Annotated in this window: 20 protein-coding genes and 1 tRNA gene; 6 read left to right on the plus strand and 15 right to left on the minus strand. The window is 47.9% G+C overall.

The window, feature by feature from the left end; all coding sequences use genetic code 11:
- The first annotated feature begins 17 nt into the window (after positions 1-17).
- Together ACTRXG_RS02565 and ACTRXG_RS02570 are read left to right on the plus strand one after the other, a co-directional pair.
- A complete protein-coding gene (locus ACTRXG_RS02565; protein ID WP_474261689.1) occupies positions 18-245 on the plus strand; it encodes a hypothetical protein in 228 nt (75 codons plus the stop codon).
- Between the two features lie 21 nt (positions 246-266).
- The gene (locus tag ACTRXG_RS02570; RefSeq protein ID WP_022793755.1) at positions 267-539 is read left to right on the plus strand and encodes an acylphosphatase; all 273 of its coding nucleotides are present in this window, start codon (positions 267-269) and stop codon (positions 537-539) included.
- Between the two features lie 48 nt (positions 540-587).
- On the opposite strand, the gene ACTRXG_RS02575 is transcribed toward ACTRXG_RS02570, so the two are convergent.
- From ACTRXG_RS02575 to ACTRXG_RS02595, 5 genes are all read right to left on the minus strand, one after another.
- Entirely contained in the window at positions 588-1,412 is an 825-nt protein-coding gene (locus ACTRXG_RS02575) for an arylamine N-acetyltransferase (RefSeq protein WP_474283938.1), read from the minus strand.
- Between the two features lie 72 nt (positions 1,413-1,484).
- On the minus strand, positions 1,485-3,224 hold the full coding sequence (locus ACTRXG_RS02580) for a phospho-sugar mutase (RefSeq protein ID WP_474283940.1): 1,740 nt from the start codon (positions 3,222-3,224) through the stop codon (positions 1,485-1,487).
- A 169-nt stretch (positions 3,225-3,393) separates the two neighbouring features.
- Complete coding sequence (locus tag ACTRXG_RS02585; RefSeq protein ID WP_474261685.1) at positions 3,394-5,082, minus strand: glycerol-3-phosphate dehydrogenase/oxidase; 1,689 nt, start codon at positions 5,080-5,082, stop codon at positions 3,394-3,396.
- Positions 5,083-5,235: 153 nt separating this feature from the next.
- Positions 5,236-6,732, minus strand: a complete 1,497-nt coding sequence (gene glpK / locus ACTRXG_RS02590; RefSeq protein ID WP_474283942.1) for a glycerol kinase GlpK — start codon at positions 6,730-6,732, stop codon at positions 5,236-5,238.
- 26 nt (positions 6,733-6,758) lie between these two features.
- Complete coding sequence (locus ACTRXG_RS02595; RefSeq protein WP_474261683.1) at positions 6,759-7,304, minus strand: glycerol-3-phosphate responsive antiterminator; 546 nt, start codon at positions 7,302-7,304, stop codon at positions 6,759-6,761.
- A 118-nt stretch (positions 7,305-7,422) separates the two neighbouring features.
- Between ACTRXG_RS02595 and msrA the strand changes: the two genes are divergently transcribed.
- Positions 7,423-7,980, plus strand: a complete 558-nt coding sequence (gene msrA / locus ACTRXG_RS02600) for a peptide-methionine (S)-S-oxide reductase MsrA (RefSeq protein WP_474283944.1) — start codon at positions 7,423-7,425, stop codon at positions 7,978-7,980.
- A gap of 57 nt (positions 7,981-8,037) precedes the next feature.
- On the opposite strand, the gene lepB is transcribed toward msrA, so the two are convergent.
- Positions 8,038-8,592: a signal peptidase I gene (gene lepB, locus ACTRXG_RS02605; protein ID WP_474283946.1), complete on the minus strand. Its 555-nt coding sequence runs from the start codon at positions 8,590-8,592 to the stop codon at positions 8,038-8,040.
- 185 nt (positions 8,593-8,777) lie between these two features.
- Here lepB and ACTRXG_RS02610 point away from each other — a divergent pair, with 185 nt between their 5' ends.
- Positions 8,778-10,649, plus strand: a complete 1,872-nt coding sequence (locus ACTRXG_RS02610) for a transglycosylase domain-containing protein (protein WP_474283948.1) — start codon at positions 8,778-8,780, stop codon at positions 10,647-10,649.
- Between the two features lie 13 nt (positions 10,650-10,662).
- Here the strand turns inward: ACTRXG_RS02610 and ACTRXG_RS02615 are convergent, their stop codons facing one another.
- Genes ACTRXG_RS02615 through queG form a run of 5 tightly spaced genes read right to left on the minus strand, consistent with a single transcriptional unit; the run spans position 10,663 to position 13,754 of the window.
- On the minus strand, positions 10,663-11,220 hold the full coding sequence (locus tag ACTRXG_RS02615) for a DUF5366 family protein (protein ID WP_474283950.1): 558 nt from the start codon (positions 11,218-11,220) through the stop codon (positions 10,663-10,665).
- 15 nt (positions 11,221-11,235) lie between these two features.
- The gene (locus ACTRXG_RS02620) at positions 11,236-11,541 is read right to left on the minus strand and encodes an antibiotic biosynthesis monooxygenase family protein (RefSeq protein WP_474261677.1); all 306 of its coding nucleotides are present in this window, start codon (positions 11,539-11,541) and stop codon (positions 11,236-11,238) included.
- Positions 11,542-11,557: 16 nt separating this feature from the next.
- Complete coding sequence (gene trmL / locus ACTRXG_RS02625) at positions 11,558-12,031, minus strand: tRNA (uridine(34)/cytosine(34)/5-carboxymethylaminomethyluridine(34)-2'-O)-methyltransferase TrmL (RefSeq protein ID WP_474261675.1); 474 nt, start codon at positions 12,029-12,031, stop codon at positions 11,558-11,560.
- 20 nt (positions 12,032-12,051) lie between these two features.
- The gene (locus ACTRXG_RS02630; protein ID WP_474283952.1) at positions 12,052-12,579 is read right to left on the minus strand and encodes a methylated-DNA--[protein]-cysteine S-methyltransferase; all 528 of its coding nucleotides are present in this window, start codon (positions 12,577-12,579) and stop codon (positions 12,052-12,054) included.
- 29 nt (positions 12,580-12,608) lie between these two features.
- On the minus strand, positions 12,609-13,754 hold the full coding sequence (gene queG, locus ACTRXG_RS02635) for a tRNA epoxyqueuosine(34) reductase QueG (protein WP_474283954.1): 1,146 nt from the start codon (positions 13,752-13,754) through the stop codon (positions 12,609-12,611).
- 85 nt (positions 13,755-13,839) lie between these two features.
- Between queG and ACTRXG_RS02640 the strand changes: the two genes are divergently transcribed.
- The gene (locus ACTRXG_RS02640) at positions 13,840-14,541 is read left to right on the plus strand and encodes a hypothetical protein (RefSeq protein ID WP_474283956.1); all 702 of its coding nucleotides are present in this window, start codon (positions 13,840-13,842) and stop codon (positions 14,539-14,541) included.
- A 123-nt stretch (positions 14,542-14,664) separates the two neighbouring features.
- Here the strand turns inward: ACTRXG_RS02640 and ACTRXG_RS02645 are convergent.
- From ACTRXG_RS02645 to ACTRXG_RS02655, 3 genes are all read right to left on the minus strand, one after another.
- Positions 14,665-14,750, minus strand: a tRNA-Leu gene (locus tag ACTRXG_RS02645).
- Between the two features lie 156 nt (positions 14,751-14,906).
- On the minus strand, positions 14,907-15,713 hold the full coding sequence (locus ACTRXG_RS02650) for a hypothetical protein (protein ID WP_474283958.1): 807 nt from the start codon (positions 15,711-15,713) through the stop codon (positions 14,907-14,909).
- A gap of 49 nt (positions 15,714-15,762) precedes the next feature.
- The gene (locus ACTRXG_RS02655; protein ID WP_474283960.1) at positions 15,763-16,119 is read right to left on the minus strand and encodes a hypothetical protein; all 357 of its coding nucleotides are present in this window, start codon (positions 16,117-16,119) and stop codon (positions 15,763-15,765) included.
- A gap of 116 nt (positions 16,120-16,235) precedes the next feature.
- Here ACTRXG_RS02655 and ACTRXG_RS02660 point away from each other — a divergent pair, with 116 nt between their 5' ends.
- Entirely contained in the window at positions 16,236-16,460 is a 225-nt protein-coding gene (locus ACTRXG_RS02660; protein WP_474283962.1) for a helix-turn-helix domain-containing protein, read from the plus strand.
- 45 nt (positions 16,461-16,505) lie between these two features.
- Here the strand turns inward: ACTRXG_RS02660 and ACTRXG_RS02665 are convergent, their stop codons facing one another.
- Entirely contained in the window at positions 16,506-20,816 is a 4,311-nt protein-coding gene (locus tag ACTRXG_RS02665; RefSeq protein WP_474283964.1) for a phage tail tape measure protein, read from the minus strand.
- Between the last annotated feature and the right edge of the window lie 70 nt (positions 20,817-20,886).

Consider the following 20,886-nt stretch of genomic DNA (forward strand, 5'->3'; position numbering starts at 1 on the left):
ATAAGCAGGTGACCAAATTGGAACTATTTCAATGCACGAAAAGTGTTTATAAGCACGTCGAAATGGATGTCGTCGAAATTTATCCACCCCAGCTGCTTTTTCGTCACGGCTATATATACCCGGGATTTTTTGATGACAGCGGGGTCTGGATGGCTACCGACGAAGAAGACGTGATGCATGTAATCAGTGAGCATCCTTCGCCAGAACAGGATCACTGGTTTCAGCAGCATTTTAAAAAAGTATGAACCGCAGAAAGGAGCATGCAAATGAAACGCTATCATGTAGAAGTACACGGAAACGTCCAGGGCGTTGGCTTCCGGCAGTTCACCCAGTCAGAAGCAGTTAAACATAACATTCACGGCTGGGTCCGTAACAAATCAAACGGAGCTGTTGAAATTGAAGCCGAAGGAACACCCCAGGACATGGACCGCTTTCTTGTCGCAGTACAGGAAGGCAGCCCTTTTTCCACGGTGGAGCGTCTCGAAACGTCCGACCTTGATTCTGTCGACCATAATGAATCCTTTGACGTCCGCTTCTAATTAAATAAAAAATGCTCCGGCTGAAATGATCAGCTGGAGCATTTTTTATTAGAACGCCCAGGACATACGTTTTTCGAGCTGTGAAGCTGCCTGAAGAACCGGCAGATAATGCAGGCGAAAATCCTCCTGAACCACCCGTTCAAGAGCCGGAAAATCATGTATATACTTTGTCACAGTGGCGCCATTTGCTTTTCGGGCAATAAGTTTATTGTTTTTCAAAGACAGCAGCAGATATTTTTCCGGGACCCAAAGCTGCAGACGCAGCTGGTTCATATACGGCGCGCCCGGGCCGTAAGACCTGCCGACCTTCTCCCGCAGATCTGCCTCCCCTGCTTCTGTGTCAGGATCAAACGCCCACGACTCATCCGCCTGCTTTCCGTCTTTCATACGTATATAACGGTACAGCCGTGCTTCTTTCTGATAATGAAATATCAACTGCTCGCCGTCAAACTTTTTTGAGCGCTCCATCCCCCTGCGAAGAGGGATCGGCTCAAATAACGGAGCGGTCGTACCTACGTCTACAAAATAAGGGGGAGACCCCGGCTGGTTTGTTTCCACCCGGACCGACACGTGGTCTTCATTCAAATAAATGAGCCGGGTGGAGAACCCCAGTGCCTCCAGCAGCTGTTGAAAGTGAATATTCAACGTATAGCATGTGCCCCCCATCTGGTAGACCTGGCGCCGGTACAAAAATGAATCAACTGACATCGGTGCCCTATTTTCTGCATTCTCCCCTGCTTCAATTAATTTACCTACGTTTTCAAATGGAAACTGATGCAGATGGGAGCGAATCAATTTTGTCAAAAACCGAACATCCGGCTGTTCTATTTTCAGCTTCAAAATGTGTAAATAGTCTTCTACCCATGACTGCATGCAAAGCGACCTCCTTTTGATCCGTCAGAAGGCAAAAACAGGCGGCGCCTTCTTTTTGCTCTACAGGGTTTTTTAATCTTCGAGACGTTCATGCACCATTGCCATAACATCCATTTTCAGCTGAAGTAGCTTTTCCTCTGTCTGCTTGAACGTCTCTCCCTTAACACCGAAATAAAATTTCACTTTCGGCTCTGTGCCTGAAGGACGGAGACAGAACCAGGATTCATCATCTGTAAAAAACTTCAGCACATTTGAAGACGGAAGCTGAATAGGTTCTGTTTTCCCATTTTCAAGCAAGTACGTGCGTTCTCCTGTTTTGTAATCCTCCACCTTCTGAATAGAAGCGTCACTCACCCGCTCAGGCGGCTCCGTGCGGAACGTTTCGATCAGATGATCAATTTGCACAGCGCCTTCTTTTCCTTTTTTCGTTAAGGAATCCAGCCCTTCCATGAAATATCCAAAACGACTGTAAATATCCATCAGCCCTTCATACACAGTGCGCCCCTGCTTCTTATGCCACAGGGCCATCTCCGCAATTAAAAGCGCCGCCTGCACCGCATCTTTATCGCGTACAAAGTCTCCGATCAAATATCCGTAGGATTCCTCATAACCAAACTGAAAGGCGTATTCTCCTGTTTCATTATAGGTTTTGATTTTTTCACCAATGAATTTAAACCCGGTGAGCGTATCCTCGCATGCCTGACCGTAATGCTCTGCTATAGCTCTTCCCAGTTCAGAAGTGACGATCGTTTTCATCACTATGCCGTTTGCCGGAAGGGCTCCTGCCTCTGTCTTTTGCATAAGAAGATAATCAAGAAGAAGCGCCCCGGTCTGGTTTCCAGTGAGCACCGCAAACTCTCCACTGCTGTCTTTTGCCGCCAGACCAATCCGGTCTGCGTCAGGATCGGTGCCAATCAGTATATCCGCGTTACTGTTTTCACCTACTTGGATAGCTTTTGCAAAAGCTTCTTTTTCTTCAGGGTTCGGGCTCTGCACGGTGGAAAATTCCGGATCAGGCGTTAACTGCTCCTCCACTGTCGATACGTTTTGAAAACCAGCTGCAGAGAGTGCCCGCAGCACCGGATCCTTCGCTGTTCCGTGCAGCGGGGTAAACACTACATTCAAATCGCTTCCGTTTTCTTTGATCATCTCCGGCTGCAGCAGAATGGACTGAAGCGCTTTGTCATAAGCTGCATCAGTTTCTTCGCCCAGCATCACGAGCAGGCCTTCCTCCTGCATGTCTCCGCTGTCCTTCACCCGGATTTCCAGCTCATTTTCGACCGATTCCACGTAGGTGATCAACTCGTCTGCAGGCCCCGGCGGGAACTGTCCCCCATCTTCACCGTACACTTTAAACCCGTTATATTCCGGCGGATTATGACTTGCTGTAATTACTACACCGGCAAATGCATAGGTTCTGCGCACCGCAAACGAGAGCTCCGGAGTCGGGCGCAGATCTTCAAACAAGTATACCTGGATACCGTGTGCCCCGAGCGTCTGTGCTGTTTCAAGCGCAAACTTTTCTGAATAGTGGCGCGGGTCAAACGCAACAGCCACCCCTCTGGACTTTGCTTCAGCTCCGGCGTTTTCAATATAACGCGCAAGCCCTTCTGCTGCCCGGCGGATCGTGTATGTATTCATTCTATTCGTTCCAGGCCCGATTTCTCCGCGCATCCCCCCGGTTCCAAACGCCAGGTATTGATAAAAGTAATCCTCCGCATTTGTTTCATCCAGTTCGTGAAGCTTTTCTTTCCACGCTTCTTCTATAAACGCATGGTTTTTCCATCGATTCCAGTGGTCCGTCCAACTCATATGTATAATCACTCCTGAAGCGTTTATTGTATTTCTCAGTAAATATGCCTGTTACCAGTATATAAGAAAGCACGTATTTCTACCATGGTTTTCCGGTATTCGTTCTTTTCTCCTTTCCAAAACAAAACGCCCGCTCCGGTTAAAGAGCAGGCGTTTTTATGCTATTTCTTTAATTTGCTTGTTTTTCCCTGGCTTTTTGATCCTCAACGTCTTCATAAGGCTTCGTCGCATAGGCAATTTCGGACTCAAGCTCTTCAGTGTAAGCTTTTGTTTCTTCCTCGGACCAGTTCAACGATTTCTTCATAAATGCCGTTACCGGTTCTTTCCAGCGCTTCAGCTCCGGCATATCAAAGAAAAGGAAGGCCGTTCTTCTGTTCAGGAAGTCAAGCGGTGTAACTGCCATTTCATACTCAAGCGCGTACAACAGCCGTGCAGCGAGCTTTAACGGCATACCGCTGTTTTTCGCTTCTTCAAGGTTCTCTTCGAGCAGCTCAAGCATTTTCAGGCCGTTCGCCCCGTAGAAGCGGAACAGATCTTCTGTTTCATCTCTGGTCATTCCAAGCGCTTCGCCGCGGTACGCTTCTTTAACGGCGAAGGTTTCATAGCCGGAAGATCCGCCCACTTCACCGCCGGAAAGCCGGATGTCCTGGGTTGGGCACGGTGCGTGAATATTCATCTTATCAACTACTACGTCGACAATCCGCTCTGCCATTTTGCGGTAGCCGGTCAGTTTACCGCCTGCGATGGAAATCAGTCCGGAATCCGAAATGAAAATTTCATCTTTACGGGAGATTTCAGAGGCTGATTTTCCTTCCTCCTGAATGAGCGGACGAATGCCGGACCAGCTCGATTCCACATCTTCTGCCTTCAGCTTCAGGGTTGGGAATTCATAATTTGTGACTTCTAAAATATAGTCGCGGTCTTCCCTGGACACGCGCGGCTCTTCCAGGTTTGCACCGTAATCCGTATCTGTCGTGCCTACGTACGCTTTATTTCCGCGTGGAATCGCAAAGATCATCCGTCCGTCCGGAGCGTCAAAATACGTAGCCTGGCGGAGCGGGAAGCGGCTGAGATCAAACACAAGATGGATCCCTTTTGTATGATGCAGGAGTTTGCCTTTGTTGGAGCCGTCTACTTTTCTGAGCGTATCCACCCATGGGCCGGCAGCGTTCACAACATGGTCCGCATAAATGCGGTGGGTTTCGTTATTAATCAAGTCTTTCACTTCGACACCGACGAGCTTGCCATTGTCATATAAAAGATCAGTTGCTTTGGCATAGTTAACGGCGTCTGCGCCGAGCTCCACAGCTTTTTTCATTGCTTCCAGGGTCAGTCTTGCATCGTCCGTACGGTATTCAACATAGACGCCCCCGCCGAGAAGATTTTCTTCGCGGAGTAGTGGTTCTTTTTCCAGAGTTCTTTTTTTGTTGAGCATGTAGCGGCGCTCGTGCTTGTTTACCTGAGCCAGACGGTCGTACACCTGCAGGCCGAACGAGGTAGAGGTTTTCCCAAGGTTTCCACCTTTTACGATTGGGAGAAGCATCCACTCCGGCTCGGTTACGTGAGGCGCATTTTCATACACGATGGCCCGCTCTCTTCCTACCTCGGCTACAAGTTTAATTTCAAACTGTTCAAGGTAACGCAGTCCCCCGTGTACAAGCTTAGTGGAACGGCTGGAAGTACCTGCTGCAAAGTCCTGCATTTCAATGCAGGCCGTGTTAAGACCACGGGCTGTGGCGTCCAGTGTAATGCCCGCTCCGGTAATGCCGCCTCCGATAACGAGCACGTCGAGGTGGGTCTCTGTCATATTTTTCAAACGTGATTTACGTGATAGTGCTGAAAAATGCTGATCTGCCATTCATTTCATCCCCTTTTACAATATCAGAGAGTAAAAAAGACCGCAGATCTCCTCTTCTAGGGTGAAGGGTATCTGCGGTCTCTCTGCATCTCCGACCATTTATTAACTTAACCTAATTGTAATCGCTCTTTCATTCAAATGCAACCGATATGTTTACTTAAACGCACGTGCTGCATCAACCGCTTTTTTCCACCCTGCATAGTGTTCTTCCCGCTTTTCGTCTTCCATATGCACATCAAACGATTTTTCGAGCTCCCATTTATCCATAAGCTCTTCTTTGTTTTTCCAAAAGCCTGTAGCAAGGCCTGCAAGATAAGCCGCCCCCAGTGCCGTCGTTTCCAATACGTACGGGCGCTCCACCCGTACTTCAGCCATATCGCACTGAAACTGCATGAGGAAGTTGTTCGGTACAACGCCGCCGTCAACACGCAATGTTTTTACTTCCATGCCCGCGTCCTCCCTCATAACATCAAGCACGTCTTTCGTCTGATACGCGAGCGCTTCAAGGGTCGCCCGGATAAAATGTTCTTTTTCGGTGCCGCGGGTGAGGCCAAATACAGCTCCCCGAACCTCACTGTCCCAATAAGGTGCCCCAAGGCCGGTAAAGGCCGGCACAACGTACACACCCTCACTGTCGTTCACACGCAGGGCATAGGTTTCAGAAGCAGAGGAAGAGTCAATCAGACGCATCCCGTCCTTCAGCCACTGTACAGCTGAACCTGCTACAAATATACTTCCCTCGAGGGCATATTTCACTTTTCCGTCGAGTCCCCATGCGATGGTGGTAAGCAGTCCATTGTCAGAATGAATCGGAGTCTCTCCTGTCTGCATCAGCATAAAGCAGCCGGTTCCGTAAGTATTTTTTACCATGCCCTCATCAAAGCATGTCTGTCCGAACAACGCTGCATGCTGATCTCCCGCAGCCGAAGCGATTGGTATTTCTTCACCGAAGAAGTGGTAATCCACGGTATGGCCGTATATTTCCGACGACGACTTCACTTCCGGAAGCATCGTTTCCGGAATATCAAGCATTTTCAGAAGCTCCTCATCCCAGGTTAAATCATAGATGTTAAACATCATCGTGCGTGAAGCATTGGAATAATCCGTTACGTGAGCTTTTCCTCCGGTTAACCTCCAAATCAGCCACGTATCGATCGTACCAAACAACAGCTCTCCCTGTTCTGCTTTTTCCTTTGTTCCCTCAATATTATCGAGAATCCATTTTACTTTCGTTCCCGAAAAGTAAGGATCAAGCAGCAGGCCCGTTTTGCTTCTTACCATTTTTTCATATCCCTGCTGCTTTAATTCCTCACAGATCGAAGCGGTCTGCCGGGACTGCCATACTAGGGCATGGTACACCGGTTTTCCCGTGTGCTTATCCCACACTACTGTAGTTTCACGTTGATTAGTAATACCGAGGCCGCTGATCTGCTTTGGAGAAACTTCATTGTTTTCAAGCACTCCGGCAAGGCAGCCGAGCACCCCGGACCAGATTTCATTGGCATTGTGCTCCACCCAGCCGGCACGGGGGAAATACTGCTCCAATTCACGCTGTTCGCTGCCTACAATCTGGCCTTCCTGATCAAACAATATAGCTCTTGAACTGGTTGTTCCCTGGTCGATTGCGAGAATGTATTTCTTTTCAGTCATCGTTGTTTCCTCCACTTTTCTATTCTCTATATTGGCCATAATGATTTTTCCGTCGTCGATATGGCCGATGCTCCTGCGTTCCAGGCGGCAGAAACTTCTTCCTGCGAACGAATCAGACCACCTGCAATAACAGGTACATTTTTATTTTCGGCTACTTCCTTAATCATGGACGGTACAATACCCGGCAGAAGCTCTACCATATCCGGTTTAATGTCTTCAAGCAGCTTAAAACTTGTTTCAAGTGCCAGGGAATCCAGTAAAAACAAACGCTGCACCGTAATAAGATTGTTTTTTTTAGCGGTTGTAAGAATCTGCCTGCGGGTACTGATTAATCCGTCCGGGCGGATATTCTGGCATAAAAACTGAGCCGCGGAGTCATCATGAGCAAGACCCTGGACCAGATCTGCATGCAGCAGTACTTTTTTATCTGCCCGTTTGCTTAACTGCATCAGGCTTTTAAGCTTCGCCAGATGCACATTCAAAATGACCACGTACTGCCCGGAGGTTTTGAGTGCTTTTTCAAACTCCCTTTCATTACGGGCTGCTGGCAGAATTTTTTGGCCGGTAAGCATATCTTCCCTCCTTTATTTGTCTTTCGTGTTCAGGCTTTTTGAATTACGACTTCTTTTTGCTGTGCTATACTTTACACAAATACAAAAAATACTATACAGGTGATGGACGGTGTTCGCAATGACCCAGCAAAACGAGACAAAAAATAAAGAACTGGCAACCTTTGCCGGCGGGTGTTTTTGGTGTATGGTGCAGCCGTTTGACGAGCTTCCCGGCATTATATCCATTACCTCCGGCTATACCGGCGGCAGCGTCGAGCATCCTTCGTACGATGAGGTAAAAGCTGGAACAACAGGGCATAGAGAAGCAGTTCAGATTGAGTTTGACCCTGCGTTGTTTTCCTATCAGCAGCTGCTCGATCTATACTGGCCTCAAATTGATCCGACAGACCCCCATGGTCAGTTTCACGACCGCGGGCCTCAATACCAGACGGCCATTTTCTATCATACCGAAGAACAGCGCCGATTGGCGGAAGCATCGAGGCAGCAGGTAGAAGAAAGCGACCGGTTCCGTGCCCCCGTAGTTACGGAGATCCGGCCGGCGGAACCTTTTTATCCGGCTGAGGAATCCCACCAGAACTTTTATAAGAAGGAAAGGGAAGCATATAAAAAAGACCGGGCCCTCTCCGGCCGGGACGAATTTATTGAAGCGCACTGGGACAGTTCTCCCGGAAATTAGTAAAAATTATAAGCCATCAAAAAGAGCTTCAGCAGGCAGCACCTGCTGAAGCTCTTTTTATGGACTGAAGGTGAAATCATCGAGCGGCCAGTACCTGATACTCGCCTCTCCCACAATTTGTTCCTCATCTACAAAACCGACAGCGCTGGCTCTGCTGTCTTCACTACGAGGGCGGTTGTCGCCCATTACAAAATAGCTGTCTTCCGGCACGGTTGTTTCACCGGTCACTCCTTCAAGCGTAAAATCCTGAGTGAACTCTCCGCTCGTTTGTTTTTGAAATTCTTCTAAGTACGGCTCATCCTGAGCTTCTCCGTTAATATATAACGTATCGTCCCTGTACTCCACCGTATCTCCTGGAAGGCCGATCACTCTTTTAATATAGTCACTGTTTTCATTCGCATGAAAAACGATGATATCTGAGCGTTCGGGCTCCGAAAAGGCATATCCGATCTTGTTAATAATCATCCGCTGCCCGTCTTCCACTGTCGGAAGCATGGAAGGTCCACTGACAACATAGTTGGCAAACAAGAAGCCGCGCACAATGACGACGATTAAAACGACGACGACGATTACTTTAATCCAATCCCATATTTCTTTTGACCAATTCGTCATTACCGACTTCCTCCGTTTCTATCTGCCTTTTTACTTTAGCACGGTTTCTGCAGGCGGGCAAACCGAAAATCCGCGCAGACTAGAGGCATTATATCATATTTATACATATACTTTCTTTTCCTTTTTAAACCTTAAAGCTCTCTTTGTCGATATAATAAATATCCTTAAGCGAAGGAATTACACACATGAGAAAAATTTTAGGGCTTCTATGGATACTGTTGTTTATCATCGGCGGGACCATCGTTTCCTGGTTGTTTGCAAAGGAGATGAGCAGTACCCAGGCTCTCTCTTCTTTCCTCGAAGAGCAGATTGACGTCTCCGGCGTGCCCATTGCCCAGAACAGCTACGTGACCGACCGGCAGGGCAGTCAAATTGCTGAATTTCAGCCCGGGGAAAACCGGAGATACGTATCTCTCCCCCATTTTCCTGAACGTGCAAGAGCTGCTTTTATTGCGACGGAAGACCAAAAGTATTACGAGCATCAGGGCATTGACCCTTTAGGCGTTGTCCGGGCTCTTATAAGCAATACCAGCAGCGGAGGTATTGAAGAAGGCGCAAGTACGATTACCCAGCAGGCGACAAGAAATATTTATTTTAACCATCAGCAGACGTATGAACGAAAGGTTGCCGAAGTGCTGTTTGCCTATCAGCTTGAACAAACCTATACAAAAAATGAAATTCTGGAAATGTATATGAATACTATTTATTTTGGGGAAGGGATTTACGGATTTGAAACGGCGAGTCTTTCTTATTTTGGTAAACCAAGCAGTGACCTCTCGCTAGCACAAACAGCTTTTCTCGCTGCAATTCCAGCCAATCCGTCCTACTACCACCCCATTGATCATCCGGACCATACGCGGGAGCGGCAGCAGTGGATCCTGGATAAAATGGAAGAGACCGGTGTTGTAACTGCTGAGGAAAATTCACGGGCCGTTCAGGAAACTGTCTCTGTGGACTTACAAAAAAGCAAAGCCAACCCTTATCCTGATTACACCGATTATGTAAAACATGAATTCAGGCAGCTCGTTGCACAAAATGAAGGCTGGACTGAACAGATCAGTCAGGCATCGGAAAGCGAAAAAGAAGCTCTTTACGAAGAGCTGAACACACGAACAGAACAGCGCCTTCAATCCGGCATTACTATCCATACCGCCATGGACTCTGAGCTCCAGACCATGCTCACAGAAAAATCCCGCTCCTACTGGCAGCAGCGGGGCATTGAAGGAGCCGCTGTCATTGCTGATCACGAGGCCGGCGCTATTACGGCCATAAGCAGCGGGGCAGATTATCGGGAACATGAATTTAACAGGGCCTTTCAGGCATACCGGCAGCCAGGCTCGGTGTGGAAGCCGCTGCTCGTCTACGGGCCATACCTTGAAGAAAAAGAGCGCTCTATTAACGACCTGGTTTCCACAAAGAAATACTGCGCAGCCTCCTATTGTCCCGCAAATGAAGGCGGAACGGCAAAGGATAGGGTAACGATTGAACATGCCCTTGCCTTTTCCTACAATACCTCCGCCCTTCGCCTCATGCATCAAACCGGGCTGGAATCTTCCTTTCACTATCTTGAAAAATTTGAGTGGCAAAAATTAACCACGGAAGACAGGCAATACGCTGCCGCCCTCGGCGGTATTGAACACGGGGTCTCCCCGGTAGAATTGACGAGTGCTTATACCGTATTTTCCAACGATGGCACGTATGAGCCGCCGCGCGCTATCACTTCTGTTACTGATGCAGATGGAGAAATTTTATTTGAGTGGGAAAAGAAGGAAATAATTGTATGGTCTCCGGAAACAAATGACCAGATGCGTGAAGCCCTTCGCACCACCGCCGTTTCAGGCACGGCTTCAACCTTGAAAGATTTTGAAGACGTCAGCGGGAAAACCGGTACATCAAACAATACTAAAGACAGCTGGTTTGCCGGCTATGACAGCAGATATACCATGGGAGTCTGGCACGGATACGACGACCCCCGTCCTTTAAATCCTGAAGACAGCGCCCTCTCTTTCTGGAAAGCGATGTACCCCTTACTATATGAAAAAAGCGGACAGCCTTAGCCGTCCGCTTTTTTTATACTGGCAAACTATGTAGAAAACTATTGTACAGCCGCAAACCGGCGTACCCTGTACTAAAAATAAAAAGCCCCCAGAAGGATAGATGAAGAAGCAAAAAACCAGCCACTCCGGCAAAACGAAGGGAAGGAGCCAGTCGGATGATCAAATAGACAAAGGAAACAAGCGTCGCTCCTATGAAAAGCCCTCCAAGTACATAGAGATGAGAAGTAAGGAACAGCGACACTCCCCCTGCCATTAAATAAATCCAGGCGCAGCTCTGAAGATAGGAGCGGCTATCCCCTTTTTCTTCACTCAAAAAAAATAACAGTGACAGCCCCATCATCGTGTCTGAAATTAATTTTAATGCAGCAATAATCATAAAAAACGCAAGCATCAGCACAAAAAGCATAGTCAATTTAATGCCACTGTCTGAGAAAAATTCGAGCATTCCCTGATAAATGCCGGCTGATTCTAAAAAGGCGGCGATATACTGCTGCGACCAAATGCCAAAGGATAAACAAAAAAATAAAATGGCAAGAATCGGAAAGTGACTGGTTAAATATGCATTTTTCACCACGAGCCTCCGGGTTTAACTGGCATGGACTACGCGAAACTGTCGGATCTGGTTACCGGTAGCTGCACTCTCTCTTTTCTCCTGCCCTCCTGCACGGTGAGAGGACTTAAATGAGTCACTTTCGAGCCAGTTTTCAAAATCTTCCCTGGTTTCCCATTTAGTGAAAACAAGCTGTTTTCCATCTTCGGTCGCTTCATCTAAAAACAAAAATTCCAGACATCCCGGTACCTGATTCATTTTTTCAGCGCTGGCACCGAAGCGTTCCTGGATTTGTTCTTTTGCTTCTTCTGGTACCTCGAGTTCATTTATAACAACGTACATCTTGATCCCTCTTTCATTATTGTAATTGTGGAAATGCCTGCTGGCGGAGTGCTTCATAAACTAAAATAGCGGCCGTATTGGACAAATTCAAGGAACGGACTTTATCATTCTGGGGTATTCGGATGCAATTTTCCTGAAACTTTTCTGTCACATATTCCGGCAGACCGGTTGTTTCACGTCCAAACACAAAAAAATAGTCTTTCACAGGATCTGAATAGTCATGAACGGCATACGACGATGAGCCTACTGTTTCTACAAAGAAGAACTCCGCTTCCGGATACGTATCCATCCATTCTTCGAGTGAATCATAATAGTGAATCTGCACATTTGGCCAGTAATCACAGCCTGCCCGCTTCAGCATCCGGTCTTCCGTGGAAAAACCGAGCGGCCGTATCAGGTGCAGGTGGGTGTCTGTTCCTGCGCATGTTCTTGCAATATTTCCGGTGTTCGCCGGTATTTCTGGTTGAAATAATACTACATGTAAAGCCAAGTCGCTCTCTCCTTCTTTTCCTACCGCGAAACTGCCTGCGCTTTTTCTAATTCGAGCAGGGTTTCCTTTAAGTGTACTCCGCTGCCGAAGCCTACCATTTTTCCATCTTTCCCAATGACCCGGTGGCATGGCACGATTATGGAAACTGGATTTTTGTTGTTAGCCATTCCCACTGCCCGAAAAGCTTTCGGGGAATCGGCCTCTTCAGCAATTTCTGCATATGATTTTGTCGCTCCATAAGGAATGCTCTGAAGTGCCTGCCACACTTTCGTTTGAAAAGACGTTCCCCTCATATCGAGCGGTACGGTAAACGTTGTGCGTTCACCCGCTGCATATTCTTCGAGCTCCCGAAACACGTCTGCGTGCACGGGGTGCAGCTCTTTCCGCAGTCCGCAGGAAGCACCAATATGCTTCTTCAGCCAAAGCTTTATCCGGTCTTCATTTTCTTCCAAGGAACCGAAATTCAGCATACAGATACGACCTTCATATAATACTATGGTCACTTCACCGATATCACCAATTGCTTGTGATGCAGCCCAAGCCTCCATGAAGACCCTCCTTATTACGTTTTCTTCTATTATACTCGTTCCGGGGAGGTTTTATCCAATGCTTTTGCAATCTCTTCAAGCACTTCTGCCTCTTCTTCTCTGCTGTTAGCACTGTGCAGGGCCTCCATCCCTTCCTGCGTAGGCATTTCTCCCAAAGCCCAGGCACAGGCACCGCGAATGACCGGCCGCGGATCGTTACGGAGAAGCTGTATAATCGTTGGTATCGAGGATTTTTCTTTCATATGGCCGAGGGCGATCAGCGCATTACGCTGAATTGGTTTTTTTCCTCTCCAGGAGCCCGCAATATACCCAAATTTTTCTTTGAACTCTTTGTTAGAAATGGTTAGTAAAGGCTCAAGCAGTGGCTTGACCACTTCCGGGTCGGGTTCAAACTCTGGATGATTATGAAAATCCACACCTTTATTTTCCGGGCACACCTGCTGACAGGTGTCACAGCCGTATAATCTATTGCCTAGTTTATGGCGGTAGCGCTCCGGCAGGGATTCCTTCGTCTGCGTCAGATAAGCGATACATTTTTTCGCGTCAAGCTGCCCACCCTGGATCAAAGCATCCGTTGGACATAAATCCACACAGCGGTTGCACGTGCCGCATTGATCCATCAGGGGTGTATCCTCCGGCAGGTACAGCGTCGTAATCATTTCGCCTAAATATACATACGAACCAAACTCAGGAGTGATAATGGCGCAGTTTTTGCCACTCCATCCAATCCCGGCGCGCTCTGCAACCGCCCGGTCCGATAGTTCACCGGTATCAACCATGGATTTGCATTCGGCCCCAGGCACGGTTTCTTGTATAAAGGCCTCCAGCTGGTTTAATTTATCCCGCAGAACGTCATGGTAATCCTTACCCCAGGAGGCCCTGCAAAATTGGCCCCTGCGTGCTCCAGGACGATTTTTTGGAGCCTCCGGAAGCTTCGTCGGATATGCGAGGGCAATAGAGATAATCGTTGTTGCTTCAGTCAGAAGCAGCTCGGGGTGCGTTCTTTTTTCAATGTCGTCTTCTTCAAAGCCCGACTGGTAGTTCAGCCGCTGCTGTTCTTTCAGCCTCGCTTTTAAAGTCACAAAGGGAGAAGCAGAAGCAAAGCCTACTTTATCGATACCGATAGACTCTGCAAACACCTGAATCTCCTCTTTTAATTCCTCTGCCGTTCGCATGGACGGCCCTCCTTTATAAATCGTTTCGCCGGAGTCTGTAAAAGTGATATGATACACTATGAGCTAGACACAAAGGGGGATGTATATGATCAAAGACATTTCTATTTCTTCTTCTGTTTTTAAAATTATTCCTTCTTTTCAATGCGGCGTCAACATCTACCGTGACATCGTTATTGATGACTCCCCGGGGATGCTTCGGGGGCGGGTGGACTTCTTTCATAAACAAATCCAGATGGACCTGCTTGACCAGTCTATCTATGACTATACAGGTGTTCGGCAGTGGCAACAAATATTAGAACAGGCAGGACTTATCGACCGGTCTCTCCCACCTCTTCACGAGCAGCTGTACAAAAACCTACAGGAAAATAATACCACTCCCTCCGAGCATTCCGGGGAAGACCTCATTCATTTTTTTAACCTGCAGTATGAAACCCCGATTATATTAATCGATGCAGATTCTGTCTTCGATTATTTGAAAATCGGTTTCGGCGTTGAACAGGATGAGCTTAAGATTAGTGAAAACCATGTCCATCCGATGTACGGACAGATTATAGCCAAGGACCGCAAGAAAACACTGGGCTCATTAAGCGGGCCAAGTCTTTACAGCCGGACCAGTCGTTCAACTACGACAGCAATACAATTAACCTTTATGCGGCCCCAGCTTTCCAAAGAGTCTGCTGCTGAACTCACCCAGGTGGTCGGGGACATGTTTACTCAAATACATGGCGGCACCTCAGAAAGCCGACTGCTGCGGGCAGCTTCTCCTGTTTGGGAGTTCTCTTCATGATTATAAAAAAAGTCTCTCCTTTTTTTGAAAAGGAAAGACTTTTTCTTTATGGTTAGCTTCGGTATTTAAAATTAAACATAAAAATAACGTTTCCCTTTAGAAACGTCTTCCTGACTCGTTAAATGGTAGCGAAGGTGGGACTCGAACCCACACGTCCAGAGGACACTTGATTTTGAGTCAAGCGCGTCTACCGGTTCCGCCACTTCGCCGTTTAACTACCGTTTATGCGGTATACGTGCGCACTATATTCGTTTGCCCTTCGTTATATTCTCGAAATCTAACGTTCACAATCTAGCGCGCCAACGTTATTTATATTAGCACCGCCGGCATGTCGTTGTAAACCATGAATTGAAAATTACTCGATTTTATTTTTCCGGCATGCTGTCGTTAAGTTCGACCATAACGTCATTAATGTCGGTTACGTGCTGTTCCAATACGTCCATACTCTCGTAATTGCCGTCGAAATGAATTTCGTCGTAAATAACCGGTGCTTCTTCTACGTAGGCAATAACCGTAGTTTGCACGTCGGTTAAGTTCTCGTCAAATGCTGCGTACTCTTCGGGGGCTTCGGGCATATCCGTTTCTACCGCTGCGGCTCGCAATTCGAACAGTGTCGATTGAACATCGGCATAAGTGTCGTAATTCGTCGGGTCTTCGAATAAGTCGTTTAGTACCGCGCCGTGGTCGCTTAACGCTTCCCCAGTATTCAACAGGTATTCGCCCGACTGCTTGCGGTATTCTTCCTTATTAACTGTCGAATCCTCCTTTTGCTTATTAAGCTCCTGTTCCGATTCTTTACGTTCCTGTGCCGCTTGTTCATTTTGGCGTTCTTGCTGCTCCGCTTCTTCATGTTCTTTTTCCTCTTCTTGCTTCGCTGCTTGTTTCTGCTCTTCACGTTCCGTTTGTTCACGTTCTTTCTTAGCCTTTATATCTTTCTCTTGCTTCGCTTGTTCTTCTTTTTCTTGTTCATCTGTGGCTTTGTCTTCTTGTGGTTCGTTTGTCTGCGGCTCGGCTTCGACTTCTTCCGTTTGTGTTTCTTCGACCGGTTCAGGTGTCGTTTGTTTTACTGGCCCATAAATCGCCGTTAATATACCGCCCGCAATGACCATCAATATAACTGCCACTACTACCCCGCCCATTGCCCATAATGCGATTTTAAATAGTTTTCGCATTTTCGCCGCCCCTTTCGCATTTACTTACGAGTAAATACCGAGCCTGTAACTAAATTACCCAAACAAACCACTCGCAGTCTTTCGTGTAATAAACCTCCCTTACAGTGTCCGCAAACTCACGTAATAATTCATTTTGTTCTTTTTTGTCTAATTGCGTATAGGCGTTCTCTTCTTCTTCACTGATTGAACATAAATACTCGTTTTCAAATTCTGTGCGTTCCAATAAATCGATGTCTTGCTCTTTATGAACTAATTGCGGTCGAAGCGCTGTCAATATCCCCGTAAGCTCCGCGCGTACCATTTCACTTTTGACACCCATAATATTCAAGTCTTCCGAAATGTCTTCACCTTGCAAATAACGAAACATAAAAGAAGTTTTCATACCGTTCACCTGTAAGGCAGTCATTTTTATTGCTCCTCTCTTATGGTATATTCATATTATACAGCTATATTGCGCTTAACCGCAATAGGGAATTTACCCTATTTGAGTTCGTATATGCCGCACCTTTGGAGGTAAATATAATGCGCTTAGAATTAAATTTCGACAAATTATTAGAAGAAAAAGGAATGAATACACACCAACTTTCAGTTACTACGGGGCTTCGCTATAATACCGTAAGAGACATAGTGGCCGGGCGGTCACGACGAATCGACTTAGCTACAATCGAAAAAATCGCGGCTGCTTTAGGTGAATCAGACCCAGCGCGTATATTCCGTGTTTCTAATAACCGTAATCACTCTATGTAAAACAAAAAAATCGCCCCTACTCGCAATGAGTAAGGGCTTTTTTCGTTAATAAAACTCTCCGCGAGCGCGTCTGTCGCGAATTTCTTTCTGTTTAATATGGCCGTCCACATCTTCGTATATTTCTCTCGCAATCTCCCGACCGTCAAGGTTCGTTACGAACACGTATTGCTTCGGTTCGCTGCGTGTTTCCGTTGTGGTCGCCGGCCGTTCGTTCGACCGCTGCGGCTTCGGTCCGCCCAACCGTTCCGGTCTGTAACCGGTGCCGGCCGGTGCGAATGGCCCCACGCCGCCCGGTTCGATGTCGTCCGGTTGTGGGACGATGAGTTTTAAGCTGTCGCGAAACGCTTCGCTCATTAACTGCGCGGCGCGAATAACTTCGCTAATTGGCAGCTTCATAGCGTCGTGTATACCGCCTTCCGCACCTTCCATTAACCAACCGCCCATTTGGTCGAAGACCTTCGACGGCGAACCGATTTTCGTTACTTTCTTAAACGCGGAAACGATTTTGCCCCCGGCTTTTTTAACCGCAGTTACCGCCCCGCTAATTTTTTTCTTAATACCGCGCACAAGGCCGGCGATTAAATCGCGGCCGGCTTTAACGAATTTACCGATAAAGCTGCGTACTCTTTTAATCATGCGGGACATGGCGTTCGCTACCGCCTGCCGCGCCCGGTTCATGCCGTTTGTTATTGCGGTTTTAACCCGGTTAATGGCGTTCGTGACGATTGTTTTAACGCGGTTCCACGTGTTTTGAAAGACCGACTTAACCCGGTTCATTACGTTCTGAACAACCGAACGTACTCGGTTCATGCCGTTCTGTATGGCGTTTTTCACCGCATTAATAACGCGAGTTACGGTGTTCTTAATGGCGTTCCATACTCGCAGGAATACGTTCTTAACTGCGTTCATTACGCGCTGAACAACCGAGCGCACCCGGTTCATGCCGTTTTGAATCGCATTACGCACCGCGTTAATAACGCGAGTGACCGTGTTCTTAATGGCGTTCCATACAGTCGTAAACACGCTCTTAATGCCGTTAAGCACCGAACGCACGACCGAACGGGCGCGGTTCATGCCGTTCTGAATCGCATTGCGGACCGCGTTCACGACGCGCGTGACGGTGTTCCGAATCGCGTTCCACACGGTCGTAAACGTCGTGCGTATAGCGTTCATTACCGTTCGTACAATCGCACGGGCGCGGTTCATGCCGTTTTGAATAACGCTGCGTACCGCATTAATGGCGGTTCTGATTGCGTTGCGTATGCCATTCCATACGGAAGTGGCCGCCGATTTAATGCCGTTCCATATTGCAACCAACCTTGACCGTATGGCGTTCCACACGTTCACCGCAACGTTGCGCATGGCATTAAACGCGGACGTAAGCCCGGACTTAATACCGTTCCACGCGGCAAGGGCTGCGCTCTTTAGTCCATTCCATACCGCAACGAGGGCCGAACGTATGCCGTTCCATATGGAGACGACCCCGCTTCTCAGCCCGTTAAAAATCGTCATAATGGCGTTGCGCACACCGTTAAACGCGGCCGTCGCTGCGGCCCGTAATCCGTTCCATACGGCAAGCAACGCGGTTTTAATACCGTTCCACACCGAAGTTGCGGCAGACTTAATACCGTTCCACACCGCCATGAGTGCGGCACGAATACCGTTCCACGCGGCGGTAAAGACGGCGCGGACCGATGTCCATAGCGTCGAGAAATACGCCTTTAATGCGTTCCATGTCGCCATTGCTGCGGCCTTAATACCGTTCCAGACGGCGAGTAAAGCGGCTTTTATGCCGTTCCATGCGGCGGTGAACACCGTTTTAATAACGTTCCAAAGCGTCGTAAAGTACGATTTCAGCCCGTTCCATATCGCAATGGCGGCAGCTTTGATACCGTTCCATATGCCGGTTAAAAACGCTTGTATGCCGCCCCACACGCTTGTAATGAACGTAACCATACCTTGAAAACCGGTGCGAATAAACGCCCATACAGCGGTAACGCCGGTCATGAATATGGTTTTAATCCCGTTCCATAGCGCCACGAAAAATGCTTTTATGCCGTTCCACACCGTCATAATACCGTTAACAATATTGGCGAAGCCCTGCGCAAAATCACCGCGAAGCATTTGTAATACACCTATAATATATTGACGTATACCGTCCCACAGGGACACGAAATACTGCTTTATTCCGTTCCAAACGGTAGAAGCCGCCGATTTAATGCCGTTCCATATTGAAAGTAAAAACGTTTTAATTCCGTTCCATACCGTCATAAACAATGCTTTCGTAGAGGACCATAATGTCGAAAAGTACGTTTTCAACCCGTTAAAAATCGCCATTGCCGGCGCTTTAATCGAGTTCCACACGGCAAGTAATGCTACCTTTATAGCGTTCCACACCGTCAAGAATCGTGCTTTCACCGCGTCCCATACCGTCGTAAATACGGCTTTAATGGCGTTCCATGTCGTAGTAGCCCGTGTTTTAATCGCTGTCCACACGGTTATAAGCGCCGCTTTAATGGCGTTCCATGTCGTTGTGAAACGTGTTTTTACTGCGTCCCACACCATCGTAAACACGGCTTTAATAGCGTTCCATGTCGTAGTAGCCCGTGTTTTTATCGCAATCCATGCGGCCACAAGCGCGGTCTTAATTTCGTTCCATTTATCGACAAAATACTGCTTCCATACGTTGAGCGTTTTCAGCAGCTCTTGCCCGATTTCCGATTTCATAAATCGGTCGAATACGCCCTTAATGCCTTCCCACGCGGAAACGAATACCTGTTTAATGGCGTTCCATGCGGTCAATGCGGCGGACTTAATACCGTTCCATGCCGCAAGTAATCCGGCTTTAATACCGTTCCACGCCGCTAATGCCGGTCCTTTAATACCTTCCCACACCGTAGAGAAAAACGCCTTTATACCATTCCATGCCGATGTTGCGGCGGACTTAATACCGTTCCATGCCGCGAGCAGGCCGGCTTTAATCGCGTTCCATATGCTAACAGTCTTCGCTTTAATTTGGTCCCAATTCATAATAATAGCTGCTACAAGCGCGACAACGGCGACAATCACAACTGCAATAACCGCAATCCAACCGAACAGGGCAAGCGTGGTAATTTTTAATGCCGCAGCAATTCCAACAAACGCCGGCCACGCTAACATTAATTGGCCGACTAAGAGCATTATTCCGCCCCCTACAAGTAATAGAACAGCGCTTAACGCCGTGAATACCGCGATAAACTGTTGAACAGGAGCCGGTAATGCAGTGAATTTGTTTACTAACAACTTAATTCCGTTCGCCGCGCCTTCAAACGCCGGGGCCAATTGTTCGCCGAATGTGATTGCGGCTGTTTCGACCGACCCCATTAATTCCTCGAAAGCTCCCTTTAGCCCTTCTAGTTGTTGGTTTGCAATTCGTTCCGCGGTTCCACCGGCGGTTTCGAGTGATTCCGTAAATTGGTGTAGCTTACCCGGCCCGGCGTCCATAAGCGCAAGGAATGAGCTTGCCGCTTCTTCCCCGACGAGCGTTTTTACTGCCGACAATTTTTGCGCTTCGCCCATGCCGTCCGTTGCACTTGTAACCTGTCCGACAATTTGCGCAAACGACTTCATAGACCCGTCGCTGTTCGTTACGCTTATTCCGAGTTGGTCCATTAACTCCGCTGCCGCACCCGTTGGTGCCGCCATGCGGTTAATTACGCCACGAAGCGCTGTACCCGCTTGTGACCCTTGTATACCGGCGTCCCCTAAAATACCGGTGGCTGCCGCCATTTCTTCCAGTGAAAACCCCGCCGCGTTCGCAATAGGCGCAATGTATTTCATGGTTTCGCCCACGCTTTCCATTGACGTATTCGAACCGGTGAATGTTTTCGTTAATACGTCGGCAATTTTCGACGTGTCCTTCGCTTGCATACCGAAGCCCGACATAACGTTACTCGCAATGTCTGCGCTTGTTGCTACGTCCACTTGACCGGCTGCCGCCGCAGCAAGCACCCCCGGCATAGCTGCTATTGTGTCGTTAACGCTGTAACCGCTCATTGACATAAACTGCATGCCTTCTGCCGCTTCATTCGCGCTAAAGGCGGTGTCAGCTCCGAGTTGTTTCGCTGTTTTGGTTAACCGTCCCATTTGTTTGTCGTTCGCACCAGAAAGTGCGCCCACCCTGTTCATGCTACTTTCAAAGTCAGCGTAAGTTTTTACGGCCATACCTACACCTGCGCCTACTGCTGCGCCTGCGCCTATCATCTTTGTACCGACGTTCTGCATGCCTTGACCGATTGCCTGCTGCTTTGATTGAAGGTCTTTAAAAACGCCGCTAAACTGGTCAACGGCTTTTATTATAAAACTAATGTCCGCCATACTTTCTTTCCCTCCTTTCTTATAAAATGTTTTTGAGCATAAAAAAAAGAAGCGGGTTCGCCCCTGCTTC

The sequence above is a fragment of the Marinococcus sp. LNSP9103-4 genome (assembly GCF_056034345.1).

Excerpts from the sequence above, each read along its gene's own strand:
- ACTRXG_RS02570 (WP_022793755.1), top strand. The coding sequence starts at position 267 with ATGAAACGCTATCATGTAGAAGTACACGGAAACGTCCAGGGCGTTGGC.
- ACTRXG_RS02575 (WP_474283938.1), bottom strand. The coding sequence starts at position 1,412 with ATGCAGTCATGGGTAGAAGACTATTTACACATTTTGAAGCTGAAAATA.
- ACTRXG_RS02580 (WP_474283940.1), bottom strand. The coding sequence starts at position 3,224 with ATGAGTTGGACGGACCACTGGAATCGATGGAAAAACCATGCGTTTATA.
- ACTRXG_RS02585 (WP_474261685.1), bottom strand. The coding sequence starts at position 5,082 with ATGGCAGATCAGCATTTTTCAGCACTATCACGTAAATCACGTTTGAAA.
- glpK (WP_474283942.1), bottom strand. The coding sequence starts at position 6,732 with ATGACTGAAAAGAAATACATTCTCGCAATCGACCAGGGAACAACCAGT.
- ACTRXG_RS02595 (WP_474261683.1), bottom strand. The coding sequence starts at position 7,304 with ATGCTTACCGGCCAAAAAATTCTGCCAGCAGCCCGTAATGAAAGGGAG.
- msrA (WP_474283944.1), top strand. The coding sequence starts at position 7,423 with ATGACCCAGCAAAACGAGACAAAAAATAAAGAACTGGCAACCTTTGCC.
- lepB (WP_474283946.1), bottom strand. The coding sequence starts at position 8,592 with ATGACGAATTGGTCAAAAGAAATATGGGATTGGATTAAAGTAATCGTC.
- ACTRXG_RS02610 (WP_474283948.1), top strand. The coding sequence starts at position 8,778 with ATGAGAAAAATTTTAGGGCTTCTATGGATACTGTTGTTTATCATCGGC.
- ACTRXG_RS02620 (WP_474261677.1), bottom strand. The coding sequence starts at position 11,541 with ATGTACGTTGTTATAAATGAACTCGAGGTACCAGAAGAAGCAAAAGAA.
- ACTRXG_RS02630 (WP_474283952.1), bottom strand. The coding sequence starts at position 12,579 with ATGGAGGCTTGGGCTGCATCACAAGCAATTGGTGATATCGGTGAAGTG.
- queG (WP_474283954.1), bottom strand. The coding sequence starts at position 13,754 with ATGCGAACGGCAGAGGAATTAAAAGAGGAGATTCAGGTGTTTGCAGAG.
- ACTRXG_RS02640 (WP_474283956.1), top strand. The coding sequence starts at position 13,840 with ATGATCAAAGACATTTCTATTTCTTCTTCTGTTTTTAAAATTATTCCT.
- ACTRXG_RS02650 (WP_474283958.1), bottom strand. The coding sequence starts at position 15,713 with ATGCGAAAACTATTTAAAATCGCATTATGGGCAATGGGCGGGGTAGTA.
- ACTRXG_RS02655 (WP_474283960.1), bottom strand. The coding sequence starts at position 16,119 with ATGACTGCCTTACAGGTGAACGGTATGAAAACTTCTTTTATGTTTCGT.
- ACTRXG_RS02660 (WP_474283962.1), top strand. The coding sequence starts at position 16,236 with ATGCGCTTAGAATTAAATTTCGACAAATTATTAGAAGAAAAAGGAATG.
- ACTRXG_RS02665 (WP_474283964.1), bottom strand. The coding sequence starts at position 20,816 with ATGGCGGACATTAGTTTTATAATAAAAGCCGTTGACCAGTTTAGCGGC.